The sequence below is a fragment of the Saccharospirillum alexandrii genome, from assembly GCF_043641555.1.
GTDB lineage: Bacteria > Pseudomonadota > Gammaproteobacteria > Pseudomonadales > Natronospirillaceae > Saccharospirillum > Saccharospirillum alexandrii_A.
In genome coordinates this window covers 480,256-507,063 of the sequence record NZ_JBHZRJ010000001.1, presented here as the reverse complement: position 1 = coordinate 507,063, position 26,808 = coordinate 480,256, and the positions used below count along the sequence as shown (strand labels likewise).

Genomic DNA, 26,808 nt, shown 5'->3' with positions numbered 1-26,808 from the left:
GATACGCCACCACTGACCGATTCACTGATTCACCGGATTCAACCATGACTGCAGATACCCCTTCAAATGCCAAACCCGACTGGGCAATGAGCAAACGCGAACTCATGAACGCCGAACGTCAAAGACAGGGGCTAGCGCCCCAAAAACGCCGCCGCTGGCCCTGGCTGCTCGCCCTGATTGTCATTGGCGTCGCCTTGCTGGTGTTTGCCATGCAGGCAAGTCCGGAGCCCGCCGAAGCCGGCCCGGCTGAACCGGAAGACACCGAACCGGTGTTACAGATCAGTGCGACCGAGACCACAACGCTGGAGCCTCAGCGCCTGGAACAGCGGCTGCGGGTAACGGGCACACTGAGCCCGGTGGAAAAAGCACAGCTATCGTCTCAGGTGAATGCCCCGGTGCTGCGCATTGCGGTTCGCCCTGGGGATACCGTCGAACAGGGTGACGTGCTGGTTGAAATGGATGCCACCGATCTGACCAACCAGTTGAACCAGCTTACGAACACAGCGCGGGCAACTCAGGCTCAGCTGACCCTGGCACAAAACAGCCTCGACCGGGGCGTGCGTCTGGCTGAGCAGGGCCTGAGCCCGGCGTCGTCCATCGAAGAGTTGCGTGCCAATGTCGAAGCTCAGAGTGCCAGCCTGGCCACTCAGGAATGGCAAATCCGCGCCGCAGAGCGGGCGGTTGCCAATGCCGTTGTTCGTGCTCCGTTCAGTGGCCAGGTGTCGGCCCGGTCGGTTGAACCCGGGCAATATGTATCGGTCGGCACACCGCTGGTGACGCTGGTTGATCTTGCCGCTCTGGAAATGCAGGCCAACCTGCCCGTCAATGCCGCTACCCTGGTTAAAGCCGGTCAGGCTGTCACCATTGAAGTCGACAGTGCCGAACCGTTCAGCCTGCAGGGCACGGTTGACCGCATCAACCCGGTCGCGCTGGATGCAACCCGGACGCTGCCGGTGTACATCCGGGTCACCGAGCCAGATGCACGCCTGCGCGGCGGCATGTTTGCAACCGGATACATCGTGATCAATGCACGCGACAATGCCCTGTCGGTACCCGCCGAATCCGTCCGGTCCGATGCTGAGGGTGATTTCGTGCTGCTTCTGGAAGACGACCACCTGGTGCGTCAGCCGGTAACCGTCGCTGGCGAGTGGGAATCCGGTACCCGCCTTGAAATCGCCGAAGGCCTTGCCTTGGGCGATACCCTGGTTTCAGCGCCCCTGCCGGAATTACGCGCGGGCGATCGCATTAGCGTCGCAGGAGGCAACTGATGTTTCTGACTCGCATCAGCGTTAACCAGCCCGTGTTCGCGACCATGATCATGGTTGCCATCATGGTGTTTGGTTTCTATTCCTATCAGCGTTTGCCGATCGAGCAATTACCGGACGTCGACTTCCCGGTGGTTGCCGTGGTGGTCAGCTACCCCGGTGCCGCGCCAGAGGCAGTTGAACAGGATGTGATCGAGCCAATTGAAGAATCGGTCAACACCATCAGTGGCATCGACTCCATTCAGTCTACCGCTCGCGCTGGCCAGGCATTAATCATCCTGATGTTTGATATGGATGTTGCCTCCAGCGCAGCCGCCCAGGAGGTCCGCGACCGACTGGCGACGCTTGAAGGTACTTTGCCAAGCAACGCCAACGACCCAATGATTCTGCGCTTTGACCCTGCTCAGTTGCCGATCATGTCACTCGCGGTGAGTTCCGATTCGCTGTCCGCAGGCGAGCTGACGGCACTGACCGAAGACATCATCGCCCAGCAAATCTCCATCATACAGGGAGTCGGTGAGGCCACCGTTATCGGTGGCATCAACCGGCAAGTCAGTATTCTGATTGACCCCAACAAGCTGACCGCCTTTAACATCGGCATTGGCGAGGTAACCGCCGCCCTGTCTCAGGAAAACCAGAACCTACCCGCCGGGTCACTGGAATTTGAGCAAACCGTTCAGGCCATTCAGGTTGAAGGTCGAATTGAGCGAATGGATGATTTTCTCGACGTTATTGTCGCGCGCCGGGGTGGCCAGCCGATTCGGCTGGGCGACGTCGCCCGTGTAGAAAGTGGCCAGGCCGATCGGGAGAGCATGGCATTGCTGAATGGCACCCAGGCACTGGCGATCGACATCATCAAGACTCAGGGCGCTAACACCGTCGGGGTTGCCGAAGCTGTTCGAGCCACCGTCGCTCGACTGGAAGCGGAACTGGCCAACGAGAATGTCCATCTGGAAATCGTGCGCGATAACGCCAGGCCGGTTGAGCAATCTTTCCACGCTGTGCAGAACATGCTGGTTGAAGGGGCCGCGCTGGCGGTACTGATTGTATTTTTGTTTCTCAACTCCTGGCGCTCAACCATCATTACCGGCCTGACGCTGCCCATCTCCATCATCGGAACCATGATCGCGCTGCACTTTTTTGGTTTCACTTTGAACATGATGTCGTTAATGGCCCTGTCGCTGGCGGTTGGTCTGTTAATCGATGATGCGATCGTGGTCCGTGAAAACATCATGCGTCATTTGCACATGGGTAAAGGTCACCGCCAGGCAGCGCTGGATGGCACCAACGAGATCGGACTGGCAGTTCTGGCAACGACCCTGTCGATCATCGCCGTCTTCCTGCCTGTCGCCTTTATGGACGGCATTCTCGGGCGTTTTTTCCTGCAGTTTGGCGTAACTGTCTCGGTGGCGGTGCTGATTTCCATGTTCGTGGCCTTCACGCTGGACCCCATGCTGTCGAGCGTCTGGTATGACCCGTCGGCAGAACCCAATGCGAAGCGTGGCCCGCTGGGAAGAGCCGTCGCGGCGTTCGACCGGTTGTTTTCCCGCCTTCAGAACGGCTACCGGACTGTCCTGCGCTGGAGTTTGCGCCATCGCAAGTCGACACTGGCGCTGGCACTGTCGGCTCTGATCGGCAGTTTTGCCCTCTTTCCATTGGTCGGGGTCGAATTTGTACCGGCAACGGACACCAGCGAATTGCAAGTCGACCTCGAAACCCTGGATGGCTCAAGCCTCGAATACACCGCGAGCAAAGCGCGCCAGGTCAGTACCTTGCTGCAAGGCTTGCCCGAAGTCACCGGTACCTACACCACCGTCAACGCCGGCACCAATGCACAGGGCAGCAACGCCGCCACGGTCATGGTGTCCCTGGTACCGCCCTCGGAACGCAGCCGAACCCCGGTTGAACTGGCCATTCCGATTCGCGAAGCGCTTGAGACCATTCCCGGCATCGATGTCAAAGTCGGTACCGCCAATGGCTTTGGTGGAGGCGTCACCGCGCCGGTGCAGGTCAACCTGTATGGCGACGATTTCGGCACCTTGCGTCGACTGTCTGACCAGCTCAGTGCCGCCATGGTGGACATTGACGGACTGACCGACATCGAATCCAGCCTGACCGCCTCGCAACCGGTGCTGGGTGTCCGGATCAATCGTGATGCCGCCAGTGACCTCGGTGTCAGTCTGCAGCAAATTGGGGCAACCCTGAGGCCCATGCTGGGCGGCGAGGAAGTCGGTGACTGGACCGACCCGGCAGGCAGCAGTTTCAGCCTGGTGGTTCGTCTGCCCGAGCCCAGCCGAAACGATCGCGATGCTCTGGCAAGCCTGCCCATTTCTCAAAGCGGGGCCACCGGTAGCCAGTCGATTGTAAGGCTGGATCAGGTCGCTGACATCGTCGAATCGACCGGCCCTTCCGAGATCAACCGGTTGGATCTGTCGCGCCAGGTAACGTTGTCGGCCAATATCGCTGGCGTACCGTTGGGGAACGTGACACCTCAGTTACAGCAAGCGATTGACGCTCTGTCACTGCCCACCGGTTACCGTGCCAGCATGGGTGGCGACGCCGAGCAGGTTGCAGAAACGGCGGCGGCTGCCGGGTCTGCACTGTTGTTGGCCATCGTCTTCATCTACCTGGTGCTGGCTTCTCAGTTCGGCAGCTTCCTTCAGCCCATCGCGATTATGGCCGCCCTGCCGCTGGCGTTGGTCGGTGTCTTGCTCGGTTTGCTGGTCGGGGGCACCACGTTGAACATGTACTCGATGATCGGGTTCATCATGTTGATGGGGCTGGTGGTGAAGAACGCCATTTTGCTGGTCGACAACGCCAACCAGGGCCAGCGTGAAGGCCTTAACCTGTACGATGCCCTGGTTCAGGCCGGCACCACCCGGTTTCGACCGATCATCATGACTACCCTGGCGATGACCTTTGGGATGTTACCGATGGCCCTTAACCTGCACGCGGGCAGCGGCCAGAACGCGCCCATGGCACACGCGGTCATCGGTGGCTTGCTGAGTTCAACACTGCTGACGCTGGTGGTCGTGCCGGTGGTGGTGACCTACATGGATCGACTGGGTAGCCTGAGCCAGCGTATCCTGCCCAAAGCACCACTCGACCACGAAGTGGCGTAGCCCATAACCTCGCTCATCGGATGCATAAACACCTTCTCCGCATTCGATGGGCGCTAACGCCGGTTCTAAGACTCTTTTATACACACTGCTTCATAGATAAGCCCGGGGTGCTATACCCCCCGGCACTGTCCAGTATACTCAGCCGCTATTCACTGACCGAGTAGGCTGATTCATGCGCAACCTCTTCTTTCGCCATCCATTTTTGTTTCGCTGGGTCATGAACCTCTGGCCACCGTTTTTGTTCACTGGAGTGAAAATCGTGACCATTAGCCCCGACTTTCGCTATGCCCGGGTGGATCTGAAATGGCGCCCCTGGACTCGCAATATCAACAACACGCAGTTCGGTGGCAGCCTCTATGCGATGACCGACCCCCTCTATGCCCTGATGCTGTTTGGCTGCCTGGGCTGGGACCGTTACCTGATCTGGGATAAAAAAGCAGACATCGAGTACATTGCTCCCGGTAAAGGGCGATTGACCGCCGAGTTTCATATTGAAGACGACCAGTTGCATAGCATTAAAGCGGCCACGGCCAGTGGCGAAAAATGTTTCCCGGTGTTTACCGTTAATGTGCGCGACCGAGAGGGTAACCTGGTTTGCCACGTGGAGCGCACGTTGTATGTAAGACTGAGACACCGCTATCGCCCCGCGTCTTAAACGCAGCGGTTCTACTGACTTAAATCAGCCTGGCGTCGCTGGCCGATCTGTTACACTGAGGCCACATTCCCTTTCGTCAGTCTCGCCATGAATGCTCTGTCGTTGCCAGAACTTCCCTCTGCCTACTCACTGTTCCTGGTGGGCGTACTGATGATATTCACCCTGCTCGTCCGTGGCGTATTTATTCGACGATTTATGCCGTTAATGGTCATCTATATTGGGGCAGGCACTTTATTGGGCTGGCTGAACACCCAAGTGCCACTGCTCGATCAGGGCAGCCGACACAGCCTGGGGTTATTGGCCGAAGCGGGTCTGGTATTGCTGGTATTCAAGGTCGGCCTGGAAAGCGACCTGAGCGGACTGCTGAAGCAATTACCCAATGCCTCCTGGATCTGGTTGTGGAATGTATTGTTCAGCGGTGCCTTCGGCTTTGCGGCAGCTTATTACCTGGTCAGTTTCTCCCTGCTAACCAGTATTTTTGTCGGCGTAGCCCTGACCGCAACCAGCCTGGGAGTTACGGTCACCATCTGGCAGGATGCCAAACAACTGACTACCGAGCGCGGAAACCTCTTCGTCGATGTAGCGGAGCTCGATGACATCAGCAGCATCGTGCTGATGGCCATTCTGGTTGCTCTGGCCCCGCTGCTGGCTAGTGGTGAGAGCATTGCAATGATGGACGTGGGGCTGACCCTTGTTAAAGTGCTCAGCATCCTGATCTTGTTTGTCTCTGCCTGCTGGGTATTCTCGGTCTACCTTGAAAAACGCCTGACCCAGTTTGTCGAACGCTATGAAACCCGTCATGAACCCATGGTGTTGATGCTGTCGATCGGGTTCATCATTGCGGCGCTGGCTGAAGTCAGTGGACTGTCGCTGGCGGTAGGCGCCTTTCTGGCCGGGCTGGCGTTCAGCCGGGATACCGCGGCCGCCAAAGAGCGGGTGGTGTTTAACGGCCTCTACCTGGTGTTCACCCCCTTCTTCTTTATTGGCCTTGGCCTGCACATTGATCTGACGGCCTTTTCCAGTGCGTTCTGGCCCGGAGTGGTGCTGCTGGCAGCCGCCATCGCAGGCAAGATGCTCGGTGCCTGCCTGCCCGCCTATCGCCGCCTCGGCGGCTACGGGGCGTTGCTGATCGGCGTCAGCATGATCCCAAGGGCCGAAATTGCCATGGTCATCATGCAAAAGGCTCTTGAAGCAGGCGCCGATCCCCGGGCGTTTACCGCCATGATGGTGGTAACCGTCGGCACCGTGCTGCTCACCAGCCTGACCTTGCCCTGGCTGATGCGTCACGAAAAATAATATCTGGCTCGCACAGCATTCGACCGCCTGGGCCGCCCGGCCATTGCCAGCATAAAATACTTTTTCTCACCCATAGCCTGAAATTTGATCGTTTGTGACCAGACGGTCAGGTTCTTATCATGCGCCGCAATTGAAGAGGGCACCCAACGCCGGTCTCCCCTCCCACCCAGAATGGCATAGCGCCCAGGAGCATGAGATGACCAACCCGACAGCTGAAACCGCAATCGTGACCGACCGTTTTGGCAACGTTGATGTTGCCTACTACGAACGTGAAGCCATGCGCTTGCGCAACGAATACCTGCGTAAGCAGGCAAGCGACTTGTTCAAGTCCTTGCGCGCTGGTATCCAGAATGTTCTGGGCTCGCGTGCCACGCCAAGAAACGCCTGAACACTCCAATTTCATGACGGCGTGGTGACCTGACAAACACCACGCTGGTGCAAGCTCTCCTCTTTGTCGTTGTTGTTGTGTTGTTATTTTGCACGGGCCGAGCGATCGTCCCGTGCTTTTTTTTGCCTGCCCCTTGCCCATCGGTTCGCTGAAATACAGTCCGGTTTCCTTTCTGAACGCTCAGTTTCACTGCTGAGTCTGCCCAGTGCGGATAAAGCTGGCTACACTGACGGCCACACCAACTTCACCAGGAAATTGATCATGTCACAAACTCAGGAACTGTCCGCCAGCGACCAGCACCGTTTTAAGGCCTACGTCGCGGAGCCAGACCATACCCCGCGGGGCGTCGTTATTGTCTTGCAGGAAATTTTCGGGGTGAACCGTCACATCCGCTCGGTTTGCGACCGGTTGGCTGACGCAGGGTTTATCGCCGTGGCACCGGCGTTGTTTGACCGGCTAGAGCCCGGCTATGAAACGGGCTATGCCCCCGAAGACGTGGCTCGCGGCCGTGCCTTGCTCGCTAACTTCAGTTTCGACACCGCCCTACTGGATGTCACCGCTGCGATCGACCATTTTAAAGCGCGCGGTCCGGTCTCCGTCATCGGTTTTTGCATGGGTGGTTCATTGGCCTACAAGGTCGCGACCCAGAATACCGACCTTGCCAGTGCGGTCAGCTATTACGGCGGTCGCATTCCGGAATTCGCCGACACCTCCCCCCTGTGCCCAACCATCCTTCACTTCGGAGAGCAGGACGCGAGCATTCCCATGACAAACGTCGACACCGTACGCAGCAAGCAACCCAAACTCCCGGTCTACACCTACCCGGCGGGCCACGGTTTCAACTGCGACATTCGCGATTCCTATGAGCCGGTTTCAGCCAAGGTTGCCTGGGAACGCACCCTAAAACTGATCACTGAGGTATCCTCTTAACCGGTCGTGTCGCTGACCAGCCAGACGAAGCCGAAGGCCGGCAACCCAATCGGCCCGATGACAGTCTGGTTCGATGCCAGGTCGGTCATCGGCTGGTCGATCTCAACCTCAACGGGCGTTGCCGAAAGATTGTGCACAATGACCAGCCGGTGACCGCTGGCGTCTCGTTCCAGGCTGTAAACCGCCGGGTTCGGGTTCGCTAGAAAACGGGCACTGCGATGAAAGCAGGCCGCAAACCGGCGACGCCATTCAATTAATTGTTGAACGCCGTGAAAAAGTTGATGTTCGACCGACCCGGGCTGGTTCAGGGCCGCGTCGACCTTGCTCCAGCTCATGTCACCCCGGTTCATAAAACGCGCGTCCTTAAAACCGGTGCGGGCACTGTTTTCCCGATAAAACGTCTCATCGTTGGTCATGCCGACTTCATCGCCGTAATACAAAATGGGCGAGCCTTCGGTCGCAAACAGCATGGCGTTCAGCAGCAGGGCTTGGGCCGGGTCTTCTTTCACCAGGTAGAACAGCCGGCCGGCCAACCCTTCCCCTTCACGAAAAGTACACTCCGGATTGTGTAGATAGTAGCGGTTCATTTTTTCGCGAACCTCAGGCGAGACGAACTCCAGCGTCAGCTCGTCGTGGCAGCGCAGAAACGACATCCAGCAGGACTTCTCCGGTATGGCTGGCGTGACTGAAGGTGACAGCGCATCTTCAATGTAGCGCCGGTTGCCCTCGGCCAGCGCCATATAAAACTGCGGCATCAGGGGAAAATGATAAGCCGCCTGACATTCATCGTCGTTGCCGAAATAGCCGACGACATCCTTGGGTTTCATGTTTGCTTCCGCGATCAACAGCGTGCCCGGCTCGCAATAATCAAGCCCGGCTCGAATCAGTTTCAGTAGCGTATGCGTGGTGGGCAGGTCTTCACAGTTGGTGCCCTCCTCCTTCCAGATAAAGGGAATGGCATCCATGCGCAACCCATCGACACCCTGAATTTTCCAGTACAGGAAATTCTCCATCATCGCGATGAGCACATCGGGGTTGCGATAGTTCAGATCGGGCTGAAACGAATAGAAGCGATGAAAATAATAATCATCGGTCGCCTCGTTATACGACCAGTTGGAATTGACCATGCCTTTAAAAATCAGCCGCGCACCCTGGTAACGCTCGCGGTCGGGATGCCAGATGTAATAATCCCGATAGGGCGAGTTCCGATCTGCTCGGGCGGCCTGAAACCAGGGGTGCTGATCGGAACTGTGATTCACCGCCATGTCGAACAAAAGCCGAATGTCACGCTGGTGCGCGGCCTGAATAAAACCAGTAAAGGCCGCGTTGCCACCCAATTCCGCCCGAATGGTTTTGAAGTCACGAATATCAAAGCCCTGGTCACGCATCGGCGAATCCAGAATGGGCAATAGCCACAGGGTATTCACGCCCAACGTCGCCAGATAGTCGAGCCGGTCAGTCAGGCCGGTAAAGTCACCGGCAAAGGCATCGACGTAGAGCGAATAGACAATGGCGTTGCGGTACCAGTCCGGGTCGGGCGTCGTTGGTTGCTGCGCCAGTGTTTGGCGGCTGGTTTCCAGCAGTTCGGACAATCGCGACAGCGCTTCAGGATGATCCGCGCCATAGACGTGATGCCAAAGTGTTTCTATTGTGGAATCCATAATGGTCGCTCTCTTAATCGCTGGCGTCATTTAAGTTCCGGAGTTCGGTTTTACCTCGGAGCCATGAGTCCGTGTCAGGCACCGGGTAACCCGATCTGGGGTCGGCATTAACCCATCCATGGGGCCTAGACTTCGGCATCCATGCCTCAGACTTCCCCAGATCGGGTTACCCGGCACCTGACACTCAGTTGTTTGCCAACTTCGAAACTCCAGACTTAATTAATGTTCGATGATCGGACAAGCCTAGTACCTGGGCACCACCTGAGCCAGTGCTGCGGTGAAACTCAAGGTTGTCTGCCGGGTCCGAGCTGATAAAGTACCGGCTTCTTCATTGCCCTCACTACTCAGGCCTCTTGCTGTTATGTCGCACTCACGTTTTCCGTCCGAGTTTGCTGTCATCATCGCTGGTGTTTCCGCAGCGCTTCACCTGGGGAAATTGCCGCCGGCGATTACCTCCCTGGAGACGGCACTTGGCCTCACCTTGCTGCAAGCGGGGTTTATGTTGTCGCTGGTGCAACTGGCGGGCATGACAGTGGGTTTACTGGTGGGTATGGCAGCCGATACGGTCGGTCTACGGCGCAGCATGATAGCCGGGCTGATTATCCTGGCACTGGCCAGTTTTCTCGGCGCTGAAGCGACGTCGGTTTCGGCGTTGCTCACCTTGCGTGCGCTCGAAGGGGTTGGCTTTTTGCTGGTTGTACTGCCTGCCCCGGGACTGATTCGGCGCCAAGTACCGGTCGAGAAACTGAGCCAACGCCTCGGGCTATGGGGCTGCTACATGGGGTTCGGTACCAGCCTGGCGTTATTAACCGCACCCTGGGTGATCGATGCAGTCAGCTGGCAAGGCTGGTGGCGAGTGCTGGCGCTGATATCGATGCTGATGCTGGTTTGGGTGTGGTACGCAGTGCCCACCGACCAACCGCAATCAACGTCAGCCAGCACCACTTCGCCATCGGCCCCTTGGTGGCAACGCCCGGCCGATACACTTGCGGCGCCTGGCCCCTGGCTGATTGCCATTATCTTCGCCATGTATTCCAGCCAGTGGCTCTCGGTCATCGGGTTTTTACCATCCATCTATCGTCAGGCCGGTTTCAGCGCCCTTTTGATCGGGCCGCTTACGGCGCTGGTGGCGCTTATTAACGTTCTGGGTAACCTGGCCTCCGGCTATCTGTTGCACCGGGGCATTCAGGCCCGGCAATTGTTGTACACCGGTTTTGGTGTGATGAGCCTCGGCACTTTGTTCGCGTTTTCCAGTTTGACCGACACGGCGCCTCTGGTTCGCTACGGTGCTGTTTTGCTGTTCTCCATGGTCGGCGGTGTGATTCCCGGCGTGCTGTTTTCACTTGCCGTTAGGCTGGCACCCAGTGAGGATACGGTCTCAACCACCGTCGGCTGGATGCAGCAATGGTCATCTCTGGGTCAGTTTGCTGGCCCGCCTCTGGTTGCACTGGTCGCCAGTCGCAGCGGAGGCTGGGAATGGACCTGGGTAGTCACCGGTGGTTTGTCGCTTGTCGCTGCAATGGTGATCAGCCGCTTGCCCCGATTTTCAGGTTGAGGCCTACGCTGTTGGGAAGCCAAGGCCAATTACACTAGACTCAGACTGAACTCACCCTTCACAGGCTGACCGAATGTCTGAAAAAATCGAAGCCGGTAACGCCTTGCGTGCCTTCCAGACCGTGATCGACAACGGCACAAAAACCGACAAGGGCTATGAGCTCGATGGCCTCACCGCCGATACCGGTTTTGATGGTTATACCGTCTCACTGAGTGACGGTGCAGTGACGTTAACGCTGATGTTTCACCAGACGTTTTCAGTCGACAGCCCAAATTCCCGCGCTACTGACAACTTCATTAAGCGCCTTGATGGATTACTGGAAAAGTATCAGTAGCACACCAGGTATTACCCTGAATAAAGGCACGCCGGCTTGGCGTGCCTGCTGTCTGTCAGAACTGACGCCAGCGCTGACCGTCGCTCGACGAACATGTCTGCTGCTCAAGCGTAACGCCATTGGCGGATCCATTGTTCAACAACCCCAGGCACAACTGGCTGTGTCGCGCCTGCAATTGAAAGTAGCCGTCGCCGGTGGCTACCGTTCGCCATTGCTGGTTGGCCCCACCGCTGCAGGTCCATTGGTGCACATTGGCGCCGGCCAGCGAGCTGTTGCCATCCACATCGAGGCAGAGCCCACTGTGTTCAGCCGTCAGTTCCACATATCCTGCACTGGTCGGCTCGACCTGCCAGCGCTGGTTGGCATCGTTGTGGCAACTCCATTGCAGCACATCGTCTCCGTTGGTTGTTCCCGCCGCCTCAACATCAGCGCAGCGGCCACTGAGTTTGGATTGCAAACGAGCCGTACCGGACAAGCCCGTGTCCGGACCTTCTAACTGCAACAGATAGGCAGCCATTTGATCGCGTTGCTGCAAGGTCAGGGTATCGGTGCCGCCGTGGTTGCTGCTGTTGAGCACGTCCTGAAGCGTCGCTGCCTGGCCGTTGTGCAGGTACGGCGCCTTGAACCAGAGGCCCAGCAAGGATGGCGTATCAAAGCCCACACCCGTCAACGACTGGCCACTGCCCTGTCCGGAACTGGCCTGGATAGTACCCACATCCCAGCGCTGACCATCGGTAAAATAGTCGCCGCTGTGGCAGGAGGCGCAATTGAGCGTGTCGAACAACACAGCGCCGGCCTGTGCTTCGGTAGTCAGACTGCCATCGCTGTTGCGATACGGGCTCGGTGGCGTTTCGGCCAACGAATCGACATAGGCAACCAGCGCATCCAGATCCGCATTCAGGCCCGCCTTGGGTGCCCCCAGCGGATCTGCTGTAGCGGCAAAGTCAGACTCTGAGAGGAAGCCGGTGCCACCAAAGGCCGACCGAATGTCATTCTCAAAATCATGGATCTCATCGAAGTTCGCGGTCCAGTGCACATTGCCATCACGCGTGCCGGCGGCGCCAATCAAACTGCGGGTATTGCGCAGCCCTTCACCGCGATCGGTAAAGTCCCATACCCGGCGATCGGAATCACCGTCGAGGTGGCAACTGGCGCAGGCCATGTAGCCGTCGAGCGCCATGCGCGTGTCTTCCGCATTGTAGAAAATGCGTTTGCCCTGCAAGACGTTGGCGGCCAGTTGCTCTGAACTGACGGTTTGAATCTGCGCGATGGTAGGCGCGACAAAGTCACTGCCGTTGACAATATTGCTGGTATCAAAGACTTCGACGCTGCGCCCCATGAAATTGTGCACAAAGAGTCGGCTGCCATCGTCACTGAGGGCGACGGCTTTGGGTGCCCGGTCTGTCGTCAGTGAGCCCATGGCTGAACCCGAATAGGCGTCCAGAATGTCGACCCGGTTATTGGCCTGTATCGCCACAAAGACGTAGTCGCCGAGTGGCATCAGGGCGGCATCGCTGGCCAGATTGCCATCGTTGAAGTCAACCTGGGCGGCCGCGTCTTCGGTGTCGGTGGTCAGGTCAATTTGCGAGACGATGGTACGTGCTGTGCTTTCAAACGTCAGCGGTTGCCCGGAGACGAAACTGCCCCGATCGGTATTGACCTTTTGCGACGGCACCCAGGCCCGTGCGCCGTCCGGAGACAGGGTGATGGCACTCAGGTAATTCGGGTGCCCGCCAGACCGGTCTTCGCCATCGATGGTGGTGGTGTCGTTCTGCAGGCTGATCACCTGGGCAACCGTAAAGCCTGCCGTCTCTATTTTCCGCACTTCGCCCTGAGGAAGCTGGGGCGAAATAAAGCGCGTGACATACAGTGCCTGGGAATCGGCGGTAACAGCCAACCCGCGCGGATCCGGCCCGACCGCCAGCGTATCGATCACCGTGCCGGTACCGGTATCCAGAGAAACGACCTCGCCTCGCCCTTCAAGTGACACGTACAAACGCGTCGCATCCGGGCTGAAGACGATGCCATAGGGCTGTGAGCCGCGAGGCAAGGCGATGGTATTGAGCACAGACCCGCTGCTGTTCAGTACCGACAGGGTTGCGTCGCCCTGGTTGGTTACCCAGAGGTTACCGTTATTGGCAACCGCCAGTGTGCGAGGCTGATCACCCACGCCAACTTCCCATTGCTTGACCAGTGTCTGGCCGTTGATGGCGGTGACACTGTCGTTGTCGGTATTCACGACATAGATCGACCCATTGGCTACCTGCAGACTGCTGGACCGGGTCGGTGACTGTGCTGTCAGAGGCCGGTGCACGGTTTGCAACCGGTTGGCGGTATCGGTTTGGTTGTTGGCGTCGCGAACCGTTACGATCACCGGATAGTGACCTGCCTGGCTGTAGGTGTGCGTTGCGCTGGCCTGGTTGCTGAACCCGGTCGAGCCGCTGCCATCGCCAAAATCGAAGGCGTACTCCAGCGTTCCCGCACCGCCCTGCCCCTCAGCCGTGTAGGTAATGCTCTGGCCGAATTGAACCGCACCCGGGTACGGCAACGCTACCGACAGCGGCTCTATGGCTTCATCAAAAAGGGCGGTCTGTTCAGTGGCGTTGTTGGCGAAGGTACCACTGGCCACTTGAGTCCAGTCGGTGCCATTGGTACTGGTTTCTACCCGGTAATTGGCAATGCGACCATTGACGCCCGTCTGGCGCGGCAGATAACGAAGTCCACCCAGCGTTCTTGCCTGATCCAGTTTTAGCGTGAGCTGATGCGGGTGCGTTGGTTCTGCATTTTGCCATTCGGTATGCCAGAACGTCGCCGCATTGCCATCGATAGCATTGAAGGCTGAACCGTCTTCCCCAGACAGCTCTTCGCTGTCGACAGAGTGCACATCCACCGATGCGACCGACAGGGCGTTCAAGTCACCATCAAGTACCCTGAGTTCAGCGACTGAGGTCCAGGCTTCGCCGTTGACTTCAGAGTCAGCAATGAGTTTCACAAAACACACTTCACTACCGGATGGAGTGCAGCCCGCTACCGGCGCCAGTGCCGAGAATTCATACAGCGCTGCCCAGGAACCCGATGGCAAACCGGTAAACCTGATGCGCAGGTACTGCGCGGTTGTTGGCGTGAACGTCAGGGTTTGTTGAATGCTCGTTTCGGTGTTGCTGGAACGATCCGCTACCTGAGTCCATTGCGTGCCGTCAGTCGAGACTTCAATCACGTAGTGATACAACCGGTCACCAAATTCAAAGGTCATGGTCGCGCCGGACAGTTGCAACGGCGTGCCGTAATCGACCTGATACCACTGCGGAACCGAGCCATCGCTGGCTGTCCAGCGAGTCGAGAAATCACTGTCATTACCATCTGCTGCCGGGTGCCCGGCCTGGCTGGTACTGGCACTGGCGGACCCTCCGCCAATCGGGCAATTCACGCTGCAATCACCCGAACCTGAACCATCCCCGGTGGTAAAGGTGGATAAGAAGGCGGTGTCGACCGAATTGCCCGCCCAGTCTTCCAGGCCGCCAACCGGCACCACCACTTCATAGGTGGTATTGGCCTGCAAAGGTGTGGCTGGTGAGAAGTTGATGATGTCGCCCTGGCCACTGTAGTGGCCGGCAATGGGCTGGGTGCTGCCTTGCTCACGCACGATAAAACTGCTGCTATCCATAGAGCGGATTAAAATGCTGTCACTCATCGACAAACCCACCCGACTGAGCAGTCCGGCCTGGGTTGAGCCATCGCGAGGGCTGACCTGAGTCACAGCAGGCCCCTCGGTATCCGGTGCCGTCTGATGCACGATAAACCCATTGCCATTCCCGTGATCGTTACCCACATACACCAGGTTGCCAAACACAGAGACCTGTCCGTGATCACTGCCACTGCCGATGTTCAGCGACCCCTCTCCGATCAATACCGGATTCGACGGATCGCTCATGTCGACAATGCTGACTTGCTCCTGATTGCCAGAGAAATACCGGTCGCCCTGGGTCGCGCAATAGAGTGCCTCGTTCAGTTGCACGGTGTCCCGGTTGAGTTCGACGAATTGCGTCGGGTCCGTGATATCCACCACTTGCATGTAGGCCGGTGTGCCGCGGTTGGTGAACATCACCTGGGAGCCGTTAAAACAGGTGGCATAAAACTGTTGGCCAGCGGCGAATGTGGTCAGTAATTTCGGCTGAGCCGGATCGCTGATATCCAGACTGGCGGCGCGTCCGTTGGTTTCCATGCTCGACACGATCATGTGATTGCCCATGGCGAAGATCGGACCTATGCGAAAACCACCGAGCAAGGAAATCGGCGTTTTACTCAGCAACACCGGATTGTTGATGTCGCTGGTATCAATAACCGAGATCCCCTGGTTGGCATTGGCGACGTACAGGTATGGCGCTTGCCAGGTCAGTTGCCAGGAGGTATCGGTGTAGTTGCCCGCCGCAATGCCGGGAATGTCGAACCGGGTCGTTTGCACCGGAGGAATGCCCGGTCCAACATCGGTGAAATCCCAAATTTCAATCCCGTAGCCAGTCGGAATGGCCGCGTAATACCGGCCATCCTGAATGGTGAAACCCATGCCATGCACTTCACGGAAATCACCGGTATTGCCGACCCAATTCGGATCCTGATTGCCATTGCCGTCATAACCGTTGTAGGCACTGCCATTGCCCACATAGGTTGAGTCGTATTGCCGCACAACTTGGACTAAATTGCGCGGATCGGACACATCCAGCACCAGCCAGCCGCCGGATGAATGCCCGTGATCGGGTGCGAACACCCCGACGAAATAGCCATTGAACATATAGCCCATGGTCAGGCCAAAGGGCGCCGCCGGATCTCCGCCATTACCTGGAATACCCATGCTGCCATCAATGATGGACACCGGTTCAAACAATTCATTGGCGTTATACGTCAGGTTACCCAGGCCCGGGCCGTTCTCTGCGAAGGCGATCGGGATGAGCGCGAGCATCAGCGCAGCCAGCGCCCCCCGCAGTCGTGTGGTTGGTTTCATCGAGTTGGTCTCCCCTGTGCAACCTGGGTTGCCACAGTGCTTTACGGAAAGCGGTTTCGCTGCACAGGTCAGCCCGCCGGTTTATTGTTTTGATGGTTCCGATAAAGAGTTACTTACTCAGGGTGCGGTTCCGTCGCTCCGGCTAGCTTGGCAGTTTGCCCGCCTCAAAAGCCGGCTCGGGCAACCCGGTCCAGGGTACCCGTACGGTAAAAACACTGCCCGCGAGGGGCTCGTTGTCCAGCGCCGCTTCGGGCAGACCGAATCGGGCTGAACAGATGAACAGATCACGCAAGTCCGGGCCGCCAAAAGTACAGCGAGTCGGTTGCGACACCGGTAACTGGAGTCGGTAACTGAGCTGGCCCCGGGCATCAAAGCGGCTGACACAGCCACCGCCCCAGTGGCACACCCAGATTCCGCCTTCGGCATCGCAGCACAGGCCATCGGGCTTGCCTTCGTGTTCTGCCAGTTGCACAAAGACCCGGGCCGGACCCAACTCACCGGTTACCGGATCGTGGGTGTACTGGCGAATGCTGTGATTAAACATGTCGACGGCATAGAGTGTGCGATTGTCCGGGCTGGTGCAGAGCCCATTGGCGACCGCAAACCCTGCGTCCGATTGGGTGCAACGCAGATCCGGATCGAGCCGAAACAGACGACCGACCGGTGCGTCCAGTCGGTCGTCGCAGAGAGACCCGGTCCACAGCCGGCCCTGGCGATCGGCAATGGCGTCGTTCAATCGAATGCCCGGACGATCCGCTTCCGGATCGAGCAGCAAATAGGCGGTTTGAAAATCAGGGGTTAACCGATACAACCCGGTCCGGCTCGCGGCAATCCAGTCGCCCGACGACGTGGGGACCAGGGCCGTTATGCCGATATCAACCGGGAACTCGGTCAGGTGGTTGGAGGGGATGTCGAGTTGATAAACCCGTTGCTGTTCAATGTCGGCCCACACCAGGTGTTGCCGGTCGGCACACCAGACCGGGCTCTCTCCAATAACGTTGTTGAGGCGGACCAGACACCGTAGTGATTCACAGGAATCCCTGCTGGTGTCGGGTAACGGTATGGAAGCAGCAAAGGGCATTGAACGCTCCGGTCTTTTTTATTATCCCCGAAGCGTACCGTCACGAAACAATAAAGTCAAAATAATGAGACAAATAGTCTCACTATTGAAATATATTTCACTTTTCGCCCGGTGCACTGAGCACCTGGCTCAGCTCTTTGGCAGCGCGCTGCAGGGCCGGAATGTGGCCTTCCAGCTCCTCAAGAGAGCACCGGATGACCGGCCCGTGGCTGAACAGGCAGGCAATCACCTGGCCGTTCTCGCGCAACACCGGCACCGATACCGCCACCATGCCGTCGATGAATTCTTCATTGTCGGTCGCATAGCCGCGGGCTTTGATGCGGTCGAGTTCAGCATTCAGTGCTTCGGGGTCGGTTATGGTATGGCGCGCGCGTTTTTCCAGCGGCAAGTTACGAATCACTTTTTGGCGGGCAGCTTTGGACAGCGACGACAGATACAGTTTGCCACTGGCCGTGCAGTTGATCGGTACATGACTGCCAACCGGCAAATGCACCTGCAAGGGCCAGTTGGCCTGCACCCGGTCGTAATACAGCATGTTGATGCCGTCGGGGATGGAAATGCCGCAGGTCTCGTCCACTTCCCGGGCGAGGCCCTGCAAAATGGCCTGGCGCTGTATCTTAACTTCATTGCTGTTCAGCACACCCAGGGCAATGGCCTGCATCTGACTGCCCGGTACCACGTTACCGCGCAGGTTGGTTTGCAGGAAGCCAGCCTCTTCGAGCTGCTGCACCAGGCGGTGCACGGTGGCTTTGGGAATATCCAGTTCTTCTATCAGTGCCGGCAACGACACGCCACGCTCGGTCAGGCTAACGGTTCTGATGATGTCGAGGACTCGCTGGATGGACGATCCCTTTTCACGTCGCTGGTTAGTCATATCGGGTCGGTCGGCTCACTCGGTTAGATTGCGCAGAATTCTACCATAACGCCGCCCATGTCTCTGACCAAACTGACCGGCCCGGCAACCGATAGCTATCGGCGCCGGACACTGTGCGATGAGTTAATTCTTAAGTATCGGAGTTCAGTCTTGCTTGGTTGCCAGGAATACGCGTCAGCCACCGGGTATGCCTATCCGGGGTCGGCGTAAACCCATCCATGGGGCCTAGACCGCAACATCCATGTTGCGGACTTCCCCGGATAGGCATACCCGGCACCTGACGCTTAACCTGTTGCGAACTCCAATACTTAAGTTACTTCATGGTTGGCATCACGAAGTCAGCCGCCTGTTTCTGCTGATCGGGCCAGCGAGTGGTGACGGTTTTCATCCGCGTGAAAAAGCGTACGCCGTCGGGTCCATGCATGTGCAAAGGCCCGAACAGAGACCGCTTCCAGCCACCGAAAGAGTGAAACGCCATCGGTACCGGAATCGGTACGTTTACGCCGACCATACCCACCTGAATGTCTTCGGCGTACTGACGCGCGACATCGCCGCTGCGGGTAAAAACAGCGGTTCCGTTGCCGTATTCGTGGGCGTTCACGAGGGCCACCGCCTGGTCATAATCCGCGACGCGGACAACGCACAGCACCGGGCCAAAAATCTCTTCCTGGTAGATGCTCATGTCAGACGACACATGGTCGAACAGGCAACCGCCAATAAAGTAGCCATCCGGATGACCGGGTACCGTCAGATCGCGACCGTCGACCACCAGGTGCGCGCCCTGCTCGGCGCCTTCATCAACGAACTGCCGCACTCGTGCCAGATGCTCAGCCGTAATCAGCGGCCCCATGTCGTTTTCGGTGTCGACGCCATACCCGGGGCCAACGCGCAACGCCTCGACCTTTGACTTCAGTTTGGACACCAGCGCATCGCCCACCGCGTCGGTCACTGCCACGGCCACCGAGATCGCCATGCAGCGTTCGCCGGCCGCGCCATAGGCGGCACCCATCAACGCGGAGACCGCCTGGTCGATATCGGCATCGGGCATCACCACCAAGTGATTCTTTGCGCCGCCCAATGCCTGTGCCCGTTTGCCATGGGCACTGGCGGTTTGATAAATGTACTCGGCCACCGGGGTGGACCCGACAAAGCTGACGGCCTGCACCCGCTCATCGGTCAGCAAGACATCCACGGCTTCCTTGTCGCCGTTGACTACGTTAAAGACCCCGGGTGGCAACCCGGCATCGCGCAGCAATTCGGCCAGTCGCAGGCACAGCGATGGGTCTTTCTCAGAGGGTTTTAAAATAAAAGTATTGCCAGTCGCCAGTGCGATGGGAAACATCCACATCGGTACCATGGCCGGGAAATTAAAGGGAGAAATCCCCACACAGACCCCCAACGGCATCATCAGTGAATGTGAATCGACACCGCTGCCCACGTTGCGACTGAACTCACCTTTTTGCAGGTGCGGCATGCCGCTGGCAAATTCGACCACTTCCTTGCCCCGGGTCAGTTCACCGCGTGCGTCCGACAACACCTTGCCGTGTTCACGGCTGATCAGTTCGGCCAGCTCTTCCTCGTGTTCTTCCAGCAGCGCCTTGAACCGGAACATGACCCGGGCCCGGGTCAGCGAGGGAGTTTTCGACCAGGCTGGGAACGCCGCCTGGGCCGCAGCAATAGCCTGGCGCGTGTCATCGGCCGAAGACATCAGCACCCGAGCGCAGGGCTCTCCGGTCGCCGGGTCATGCACGTCGAGATACCGTTCAGACTCGCCTGATACACGTTCGTTGTTTATAAAATTCAGTTGGTCCTGCATGCTTTTACTCCTGATGCCAAACGGTTTTATAGAGGTCGATGATGTCTTCCTGAACGGGCACCCTGGGGTTATTGCCCGGTGAACCGGAGGCCAGTGCCTGCTCTGCCATAACCGGCAGCAACGCCATGAACTCGCTCTCCTTAACGCCAAACCCGGCCAGCGTCGGCACCTTCAGTTCGGCGTTCAGGGCGCGCAATTCCGCCAACAATCGGGTATTGGCGACGTCGTCGCTGTCGGTCTCCCGGGCCAGCCCCATGGCGCGGGCACAGGTGGCATAACGCGCCGTTGCGGCACTGAGTGAATACTCGGTGATGGCGGGTAACAGCATGGCGTTGCTCAAGCCATGGGGTACATGAAAGTGCGCGCCGATCGGCCGGCTCATGCCATGCACCAGGGCGACCGAGGCGTTGGAGAATGCGATGCCGGCCAGGGTAGAGCCCAGCATCATCGCTTCCCGGGCGGCTCGGTCGTTGGGGTTGTGATACGCCTTGCGCAGGTTCGGCGCCAGCAACCGGATGGCGGCCAGTGCCTGCTCATCACTGAACAGGCTGGCTTTGCGTGACACATAGGCTTCAATGCCATGCGTCAGGGCATCGATACCGGTGTCGGCAGTAACGCGCGCCGGGACCGTCAGTGTCAGCTCGAAATCAATGATCGCCGCCATCGGCATAAAGCCCAGGCCCATGCACAGCATTTTCTCATCGGTACTGGCATCGGTAATGATGGTTACCCGGGTCGCTTCGGACCCGGTGCCAGCCGTTGTCGGAATGGCGATAACCGGCAAACCCGGCTCATCCACAATGCGCGGCACTTTGTAATCGGCCATGCAACCGCCCCGGGCCTCGAGCAAGGCCAAAGCCTTGGCGGTGTCGATGGCGCTGCCACCGCCGAGCGCGATCAGCGCATCGAAATCGCCGCTTTTTAACTGTTCGAGCGCCGGTTGCAAGGAGTCTTCCGTCGGCTCCGCCATGGTGTCGGCGAACACCGCGCAGCTCAGCCCTGCTGTCTCCAGGATGTCGGTCAGACGCCCGGCATGACCTAACTGAACCATCATCGGATCGGTGATCAGCAAGGGGCGCTGGCAGGACAGCACTCCCAGAATATCCGGCATTTTCTGGATGGCACCCGCCCCGATCTCCATGATACGAGGCAACACAATTCTATGAGTCATATCCCGACCCTCCCAAGGTGCCGACACGCCGGCCCACACCCTTTTGTGATGTCTTATTTCTCAGGCGTGAGCCAAAGATCAGCCTGAACGCCGATGACCAACCCAAGGGGTAAAGCCATCTATCAGACAAACATTAACACCATAATGAGACGTTTTGTATCATTTTAATAATTCTGGAACGATAAAAAAGATGCAGGCCGTCTTCAGGTGAAGGGCCATGGCGTTACAGAAGGGATGTCACCGTGGAATAGAGGAAAACGGGGCCTCAGCCCCGGGCCATACGACGCCAAACCGGATCCAGGGTGTGCCACAGCTCGACAAACCACTGGTAGCGCTGGTCAAAATACGGTTTCAAGTCGGGGCGGGGGGTAAAGCTCTCCAGGCGGTTGGTCATCGCCGCACAGCCGTCTGCGTAGTGGGCGAACACGCCGCTGCCGGTACCTGCGGCAATGGCGGCGCCCAAGGCACCGGTTTCAGAGCCAGCGGCGGTATGAATCTCGATGCCGAGAATGTCGGCAAACAGCTGCGTCCAGTAACGGCTGCGAGCCCCGCCACCGGTCAGAGTGGCCGATTGAAACGGAACCCCGGCTTTCTGGAGTCGTTCGATGTGCTGGCGATGCCCGAACACCACGCCTTCAAACAGGGCGTACAACAGAGAACCCCGGTCATGCCAGCCGGTGATGCCGTAAAAACCGGCACGTGCCTGCGCCGCTTGCCCGGCACCATAGAGGTAGGGATGAAACAGCGGCTGATCGGAGGGTAATTCAATGCGTTTCAGTTGCTCACTGATCACGTCGTACACCGAGCAGCCTGCGGCCTGTGCCTGTTGCATTTCCGCCGCGCAAAATTCCCGAATAAACCATTCCAGATTGGCGGTTGAGGTGGCGCTGGATTCAATGGCCAGAAAACGGGAGTGATCAAACTGACTGGGCATGAAAATCGACCCGGGCGGTGGCAGGCTGTCCACCACCGCCTGGTTACAGCTCCAGGTGCCGGCAATAATGGACGCCTGACCGGTCCGTTCAACACCCGATCCCAGGGTGCTGGCGACCACATCGAACAACCCGGCAACCACCGGAGTTCCGGCCTTCAGGCCGGTAAGCTCCGCCGCAGCCTCCGTTACCCTGCCCAGCACGTCGGTGCTGTGCCGCAACGGGGGCAAGCTGGCTTCAGCGTCGGCCAAATCGAAACACGACAATAAACGGGAAGAGTAGCTGCCTTGTTCAAAGTCGAGCAACCCGCAGCCGCTCATGTCGGTGTAATCCGAGCCGCGCTCCCCCGTCAGGCAGTAGCCGACGTAATCCTTGCATAAAAACGCGGTTCCAATCTGTTGGTAGGTCGCGTGTTCAAACGTCTTCAGCCAACGCAACAGGACTGGCGTCTGCGCCGCCCAAATCCCCTGATGGTTCAGGGCAAGAATGGCCGCATGGTCCAAATCACCGGTGGCTAGTTGCTGCTCGGCCCGAGTATCCATGGACTGGATGGCTTTCAGCGGCGCGCCTTCCCGATCCAGCGTATAGAGCCCGTTGCCATGCCCCGAGGTACCAATACCAACGATACTCGCCGGATCAATGCCCGACGCTGTGAGCACTGCCCGAATCGCCGAGCTGCACTGCCGCCAGTGCATCTCCATGTCGGTCTCCGCGAAACCCGGCGCCGGGCGCAGGGTGTCCACCGATTCAGCATGCACCGCCAGTTCCCGCCCCTCGGTGGTAAACAACGCAGCCTTGATCACCGTGTTGCCGCAATCAATGCCCAGCAAACAGGCGGGTTGGGCTAATACGTCTGGCATGACAATTATCTCTTTGGTTCTTAGTACTCAAAATTCGAAGTTTGCACAATGCGAGTGTCGGCGGCCGGTGGTGCCTCTGTGGGGAAGTCCGCAGCAGGGATGCTGCGGCCTAGGCTCCAAGGACGGATTCACGCCGACCCCACAGAGGCACCACCGGTTGCCGACGCGGGTTATGGCAACTTGGGTTGCTGTAACGAACTAGGGCTTAGCCCCGGTACATCGCCAGCGCCTGCTCCGCAGAGGCACCCTCATGAATCATCGCCATCAACGCCTGAACCACGCGACGCGGATCGGGGTGCTGATAGATATTACGACCGTATACCATGCCGTGAGCGCCCTGGCGCAGCAACTGTTCGGCTTTGCCAAACACCGCCTCAATGTCCTCCTTACCGCCACCTCGCACAAGCACCGGGCAGCGAGCAGCTTCAACCACTTCGTGAAAATCTTCGGCTTGCGTCGTCGGGTCGGCCTTGATGATATCAGCCCCCATCTCACGAGCCAGTCGAACCAGAGTCACAATCTTTTCGCGATCACCATCAACCATGTACCCGCCCTTGCCATCATGAGCCTGCATGACCAACGGTTCAATCATCAACGGCATGCCGTATTTGTCGCAGTCGTTTCGCACCTTGCCAATGTTGCTGACGCACTGGCGAAACAACTCCGGCTCATCCGGCAGCATAAACAGATTAACCACAACGCAGGCGGCATCCATTTGCAGAGCGGCTCGAATGGGTTCGTCTTCACTTTGCAACATGGACCACATCGAACGGTGCCGAATGAGGTTGTAAGGGTTGCCCATGTCGGTTCTCATCACCAGAGCCGGCTTGTCCTTACCGGGCAGGGATTGCAGCAAATCGCTCTGACCAAAATTCATTTGAATGGCATCGGGCGCGGCGGCGACCAGCTGCTCTACAACAGCAACCATGTCTTGTAGACCGTTCAGGAAAGACGGTTCATTACAGACGCCATGATCGATGGCAACATCCAGACACCGACCGTTCTTCAACAACCGGTTTATGCGTACTTTCTTTTTATCAAACATCGTGTTTTCTCCAGAGGTGTGCCAGTTAGGCCGACTGTGCTTTGTGGTGCTCGGGGTCCGCCAACTGCCGGGGTGTTAATCCGTGAAAGTGGGTCAGATAATTTTGGGTTTCTGCCAGCATGAGCTGCGCCTGTTCAGGCGTCAGGCCACGCATACGGGTCAAATGCGTTTGCAACTCCACCAGTGTTTCCCCGGTCAGTTTGCCGGCGATGGCCAGCGACGTACGGCGCAGTACCAGATCATTCAAGGTTAATACCGCTTCCTGCACGATCAGAAACTCAATTTCCCGCTCACTGTAATCCGCCTGACTGGACAACGGCCGGTCCGGCCCGCCCGCCAGATAGTCAGCAACCTGTTCTGCCCGGGTACCGTAACGCTCAAACAAGTCCGTAATGCGCGGTAGCGGGAGTTGGTAGTGATTCGACCACCGGGTGAGCAAGGCGTTAATTCCCACAGCATCGGCTGGGTAATCACGCCCCCCGCCGATGGCCATCTGGCCGGTGGAGACGGTGCGTGGCTGGCCCAACCGGGCCAGCACCTGGTTGGCAACCTGCTCGCCAAATGCTCGAAAGGTTGTCCATTTGCCGCCGATCATTGAATACACCGGAAACGATCGTTGCTCGGTAGGCGGGGTGAGACGGCACAGATGATTCCGGCTGATCTGGCCGGTCTGGTCGGCATCGCTGCGCGGCAAAGGCCGTATGCCACTGAAACGGTAAACGATCTCGTCCGGTTTAATCCGAATATCCGGAAACACAAATTCAAGTGACTTGAGAATGTAGGCTTCTTCCTCGGGTGTGCAGTAATTCCCCTCCGGTGAATCGACTGGCAAATCCGTTGAACCGACCAGAACATTGCCCATAAACGGAAATAAGATGCAGACCCGGCCGTCGGGAGTTTCATAGAAAATCATATGATCGCCCGTTGCCTCACGCAGCCGTTCATTGGCAACAATCAGGTGCGACCCCTTGGTTCCACCGATGAAGTCCGTTGGGTCGGTCAGCGCCTCATTGGTCAAATCAATCCAGGCACCGGTGGCATTAATCACGATGTCTGGCTTTATACGGCATTGTTCACCAGAGGCTTCGTCGTGCAGTACCACCTTTCCGTCTTCAAACCCGGCAACCGATACATAATTCAACGCCAGCGCTTGCGGACACTGCTGCACGGTATCCAGAACCATTTCCATGCCCAGGCGTTCCGGGTAGCTAATCCAGGCGTCGTAATAGGTGGCGCTGCACACCAGTGCTTTGTTCAGTTCGGGCCAGCGTTCATGAGTTGCTATCTGATTGTGAAACTGATGTCGGGGCAACACTTGCTGACGCCGGGTGTAGAAATCATAAAGCCACAACCCCAGCTTGATGATCAGCGCTCCGCGGCGGGAAGGTTTGGCGGCCCGGCCCAGCACCCGCGAAATGGCAGAACCAACCCCTGTCAGCCAGGAAAAGATGGGTATAGTGGTCGGTAGCGGTTGGACAAAATGGGGCGCATTGCGCAGCAGGGCATTTCGCTCAGCCAGTGATTCGCGCACCAGATCCGTTTCGCCGCTTTCCAGATACCGCAAACCACCGTGTATCATCCGCGAAGGTGCGGCACTGGCTCCGCCGCAGTAGTCAGCCTTATCGACCAGTATCACATCAACACCCTGCAAGCTGAGTTCGCGAAACACGCTGATGCCGTTGATGCCCGCCCCGATTACAATCACCGAAACGCTGTCCCTCGCCGCCAATTTTTGCCACAGCACTACCCTGCTATGCTCGTTCATAACATCGTTCCCAACGTAGAAAGTGAACTCAGCTACCCGGCATGTGTTGTTACCGGGTGCTTTTTCCTGCTTAGCCGTTCAGGCTACATCAGCGAGGTGCCGCTTAATGGCCTGGTCGATGGCGTTCAGGTCATCCATGGGCAGGTCAACTTCACCCGCCCTGGCGTTCTCAATCGCCTGGTTGGCATTGCGGGCGCCACACAGTCCGTAAGTAATGCCGGGCTGGGCGACTGTCCAGGCGATGACCAACTGCGCCGGGGTCACCTGGTGGCGATTACACAGCGGCTCGATATCGGCAAAGAAATCCGCGACTTTCTTGCGGTTGTCGACGCTGAATCGGGGGTCACTGAGGCGCTGGTCATCGCCTTCAAACTGACGGTCCGGTGTCATCTTCCCAGACAGCAACCCCAGCGACATAGAGGAATAACTCAAGGTGGAAATACCCTGGCTTTGGCAAATAGGCAGTAACGTGGATTCGATCTCCCGGTCGAGCATCGAGTACCGTTCCTGAATGGCATCGACCGGGCCAAACTTTAGATACTCGTTCAGTTCATCGGCGTTGACGTTGCTGACACCAATCGCCCGGATCTTACCGGCTTGCTTTAACGCCAACAGTTTCTCCATGGTTTCCTGAACCGGGGTGGTGGCATCCTGCCAGTGCGTAATGTACAGATCGATGTAGTCCGTTTTCAGACGCTTCAGACTTTGCTCAAGCTCGTACTGTATCGACTCCGCACCCAGATACCGGTGAACCGGCTTGCCGTGCTCCTCGACAAAATATTCGCCTTTGGTGTCGTGCCAGATCATCCCGCATTTGGTCGCCAGAACCACCTTATCCCGACGGCCAACGAGCGCTTCGCCCACCAACTCCTCGGCACGCCCCAGCCCATAGGCGGGTGCGGTATCGATCAGATTAATGCCCTGGTCAACCGATGCCTGAATGGCCGCGATGGAGTTTTTGTCATCGTGACCACCCCACATCCAGCCACCCATAGCCCAGGTACCCAAGCCGACAACGGAGGTTTTGATATCGGTTGAACCCAATGTTCTGTATTTCAT

At 57.9% G+C, this 26,808-nt stretch carries 18 protein-coding genes; 8 read left to right on the top strand and 10 right to left on the bottom strand.

Going from position 1 to position 26,808, the window contains the following annotated elements:
• Positions 1 to 44: 44 nt before the first annotated feature.
• The 6 genes from ACHUE7_RS02145 (at position 45) to ACHUE7_RS02120 (ending at position 7,656) form a co-directional block, all read left to right on the top strand.
• The gene (locus ACHUE7_RS02145) at positions 45 to 1,268 is read left to right on the top strand and encodes an efflux RND transporter periplasmic adaptor subunit (RefSeq protein ID WP_394168516.1); all 1,224 of its coding nucleotides are present in this window, start codon (positions 45 to 47) and stop codon (positions 1,266 to 1,268) included.
• Complete coding sequence (locus ACHUE7_RS02140) at positions 1,268 to 4,387, top strand: efflux RND transporter permease subunit (RefSeq protein WP_394168515.1); 3,120 nt, start codon at positions 1,268 to 1,270, stop codon at positions 4,385 to 4,387. The genes ACHUE7_RS02145 and ACHUE7_RS02140 overlap by 1 nt, the downstream gene beginning before the upstream one ends.
• A gap of 172 nt (positions 4,388 to 4,559) precedes the next feature.
• Positions 4,560 to 5,042 (top strand): DUF4442 domain-containing protein, encoded by a 483-nt coding sequence (locus ACHUE7_RS02135; RefSeq protein ID WP_394168514.1) that lies wholly within the window; start codon positions 4,560 to 4,562, stop codon positions 5,040 to 5,042.
• 87 nt (positions 5,043 to 5,129) lie between these two features.
• Positions 5,130 to 6,338, top strand: coding sequence for a cation:proton antiporter (locus ACHUE7_RS02130; RefSeq protein ID WP_394168513.1), 1,209 nt, complete (start codon positions 5,130 to 5,132; stop codon positions 6,336 to 6,338).
• Positions 6,339 to 6,534: 196 nt separating this feature from the next.
• Positions 6,535 to 6,726 carry an RSP_7527 family protein gene (locus tag ACHUE7_RS02125; protein ID WP_394168512.1) on the top strand — a complete coding sequence of 64 codons (192 nt, stop codon included), beginning with the start codon at positions 6,535 to 6,537 and terminating at the stop codon, positions 6,724 to 6,726.
• A 261-nt stretch (positions 6,727 to 6,987) separates the two neighbouring features.
• Positions 6,988 to 7,656, top strand: a complete 669-nt coding sequence (locus ACHUE7_RS02120; RefSeq protein WP_394168511.1) for a dienelactone hydrolase family protein — start codon at positions 6,988 to 6,990, stop codon at positions 7,654 to 7,656.
• Here the strand turns inward: ACHUE7_RS02120 and ACHUE7_RS02115 are convergent.
• Positions 7,653 to 9,317, bottom strand: a complete 1,665-nt coding sequence (locus ACHUE7_RS02115; RefSeq protein ID WP_394168510.1) for an alpha-amylase family glycosyl hydrolase — start codon at positions 9,315 to 9,317, stop codon at positions 7,653 to 7,655. The genes ACHUE7_RS02120 and ACHUE7_RS02115 overlap by 4 nt on opposite strands.
• Before the next feature lie 361 nt (positions 9,318 to 9,678).
• Here ACHUE7_RS02115 and ACHUE7_RS02110 point away from each other — a divergent pair, with 361 nt between their 5' ends.
• Both ACHUE7_RS02110 and ACHUE7_RS02105 read left to right on the top strand, forming a co-directional pair.
• Positions 9,679 to 10,872 (top strand): MFS transporter, encoded by a 1,194-nt coding sequence (locus ACHUE7_RS02110; protein WP_394168509.1) that lies wholly within the window; start codon positions 9,679 to 9,681, stop codon positions 10,870 to 10,872.
• 73 nt (positions 10,873 to 10,945) lie between these two features.
• Positions 10,946 to 11,206, top strand: coding sequence for a DUF3081 family protein (locus tag ACHUE7_RS02105; RefSeq protein ID WP_394168508.1), 261 nt, complete (start codon positions 10,946 to 10,948; stop codon positions 11,204 to 11,206).
• 55 nt (positions 11,207 to 11,261) lie between these two features.
• Here ACHUE7_RS02105 and ACHUE7_RS02100 read toward each other — a convergent pair whose 3' ends face one another.
• The 9 genes from ACHUE7_RS02100 to ACHUE7_RS02060 all read right to left on the bottom strand — a co-directional run bounded on the left by ACHUE7_RS02100 (position 11,262) and on the right by ACHUE7_RS02060 (position 26,808).
• Positions 11,262 to 16,205 (bottom strand): RICIN domain-containing protein, encoded by a 4,944-nt coding sequence (locus tag ACHUE7_RS02100; protein WP_394168507.1) that lies wholly within the window; start codon positions 16,203 to 16,205, stop codon positions 11,262 to 11,264.
• A 142-nt stretch (positions 16,206 to 16,347) separates the two neighbouring features.
• On the bottom strand, positions 16,348 to 17,286 hold the full coding sequence (locus tag ACHUE7_RS02095) for an SMP-30/gluconolactonase/LRE family protein (RefSeq protein ID WP_394168506.1): 939 nt from the start codon (positions 17,284 to 17,286) through the stop codon (positions 16,348 to 16,350).
• A gap of 97 nt (positions 17,287 to 17,383) precedes the next feature.
• Positions 17,384 to 18,160 (bottom strand): IclR family transcriptional regulator, encoded by a 777-nt coding sequence (locus ACHUE7_RS02090; RefSeq protein ID WP_394168505.1) that lies wholly within the window; start codon positions 18,158 to 18,160, stop codon positions 17,384 to 17,386.
• A 313-nt stretch (positions 18,161 to 18,473) separates the two neighbouring features.
• Positions 18,474 to 19,976, bottom strand: coding sequence for a CoA-acylating methylmalonate-semialdehyde dehydrogenase (locus ACHUE7_RS02085; RefSeq protein ID WP_394168504.1), 1,503 nt, complete (start codon positions 19,974 to 19,976; stop codon positions 18,474 to 18,476).
• Between the two features lie 4 nt (positions 19,977 to 19,980).
• Complete coding sequence (locus ACHUE7_RS02080) at positions 19,981 to 21,147, bottom strand: iron-containing alcohol dehydrogenase (protein WP_394168503.1); 1,167 nt, start codon at positions 21,145 to 21,147, stop codon at positions 19,981 to 19,983.
• Between the two features lie 265 nt (positions 21,148 to 21,412).
• Positions 21,413 to 22,939 (bottom strand): FGGY-family carbohydrate kinase, encoded by a 1,527-nt coding sequence (locus ACHUE7_RS02075; protein WP_394168502.1) that lies wholly within the window; start codon positions 22,937 to 22,939, stop codon positions 21,413 to 21,415.
• A 205-nt stretch (positions 22,940 to 23,144) separates the two neighbouring features.
• Complete coding sequence (locus tag ACHUE7_RS02070) at positions 23,145 to 23,984, bottom strand: class I fructose-bisphosphate aldolase (RefSeq protein WP_394168501.1); 840 nt, start codon at positions 23,982 to 23,984, stop codon at positions 23,145 to 23,147.
• Between the two features lie 25 nt (positions 23,985 to 24,009).
• Positions 24,010 to 25,749, bottom strand: a complete 1,740-nt coding sequence (locus tag ACHUE7_RS02065; RefSeq protein WP_394168500.1) for a glycerol-3-phosphate dehydrogenase/oxidase — start codon at positions 25,747 to 25,749, stop codon at positions 24,010 to 24,012.
• A 78-nt stretch (positions 25,750 to 25,827) separates the two neighbouring features.
• Positions 25,828 to 26,808, bottom strand: a complete 981-nt coding sequence (locus ACHUE7_RS02060; RefSeq protein ID WP_394168499.1) for an aldo/keto reductase — start codon at positions 26,806 to 26,808, stop codon at positions 25,828 to 25,830.

Excerpts from the sequence above, each read along its gene's own strand:
- ACHUE7_RS02145 (WP_394168516.1), top strand. The coding sequence starts at position 45 with ATGACTGCAGATACCCCTTCAAATGCCAAACCCGACTGGGCAATGAGC.
- ACHUE7_RS02140 (WP_394168515.1), top strand. The coding sequence starts at position 1,268 with ATGTTTCTGACTCGCATCAGCGTTAACCAGCCCGTGTTCGCGACCATG.
- ACHUE7_RS02135 (WP_394168514.1), top strand. The coding sequence starts at position 4,560 with ATGCGCAACCTCTTCTTTCGCCATCCATTTTTGTTTCGCTGGGTCATG.
- ACHUE7_RS02130 (WP_394168513.1), top strand. The coding sequence starts at position 5,130 with ATGAATGCTCTGTCGTTGCCAGAACTTCCCTCTGCCTACTCACTGTTC.
- ACHUE7_RS02125 (WP_394168512.1), top strand. The coding sequence starts at position 6,535 with ATGACCAACCCGACAGCTGAAACCGCAATCGTGACCGACCGTTTTGGC.
- ACHUE7_RS02120 (WP_394168511.1), top strand. The coding sequence starts at position 6,988 with ATGTCACAAACTCAGGAACTGTCCGCCAGCGACCAGCACCGTTTTAAG.
- ACHUE7_RS02115 (WP_394168510.1), bottom strand. The coding sequence starts at position 9,317 with ATGGATTCCACAATAGAAACACTTTGGCATCACGTCTATGGCGCGGAT.
- ACHUE7_RS02110 (WP_394168509.1), top strand. The coding sequence starts at position 9,679 with ATGTCGCACTCACGTTTTCCGTCCGAGTTTGCTGTCATCATCGCTGGT.
- ACHUE7_RS02105 (WP_394168508.1), top strand. The coding sequence starts at position 10,946 with ATGTCTGAAAAAATCGAAGCCGGTAACGCCTTGCGTGCCTTCCAGACC.
- ACHUE7_RS02100 (WP_394168507.1), bottom strand. The coding sequence starts at position 16,205 with ATGAAACCAACCACACGACTGCGGGGGGCGCTGGCTGCGCTGATGCTC.
- ACHUE7_RS02095 (WP_394168506.1), bottom strand. The coding sequence starts at position 17,286 with ATGCCCTTTGCTGCTTCCATACCGTTACCCGACACCAGCAGGGATTCC.
- ACHUE7_RS02090 (WP_394168505.1), bottom strand. The coding sequence starts at position 18,160 with ATGACTAACCAGCGACGTGAAAAGGGATCGTCCATCCAGCGAGTCCTC.
- ACHUE7_RS02085 (WP_394168504.1), bottom strand. The coding sequence starts at position 19,976 with ATGCAGGACCAACTGAATTTTATAAACAACGAACGTGTATCAGGCGAG.
- ACHUE7_RS02080 (WP_394168503.1), bottom strand. The coding sequence starts at position 21,147 with ATGACTCATAGAATTGTGTTGCCTCGTATCATGGAGATCGGGGCGGGT.
- ACHUE7_RS02075 (WP_394168502.1), bottom strand. The coding sequence starts at position 22,939 with ATGCCAGACGTATTAGCCCAACCCGCCTGTTTGCTGGGCATTGATTGC.
- ACHUE7_RS02070 (WP_394168501.1), bottom strand. The coding sequence starts at position 23,984 with ATGTTTGATAAAAAGAAAGTACGCATAAACCGGTTGTTGAAGAACGGT.
- ACHUE7_RS02065 (WP_394168500.1), bottom strand. The coding sequence starts at position 25,749 with ATGAACGAGCATAGCAGGGTAGTGCTGTGGCAAAAATTGGCGGCGAGG.
- ACHUE7_RS02060 (WP_394168499.1), bottom strand. The coding sequence starts at position 26,808 with ATGAAATACAGAACATTGGGTTCAACCGATATCAAAACCTCCGTTGTC.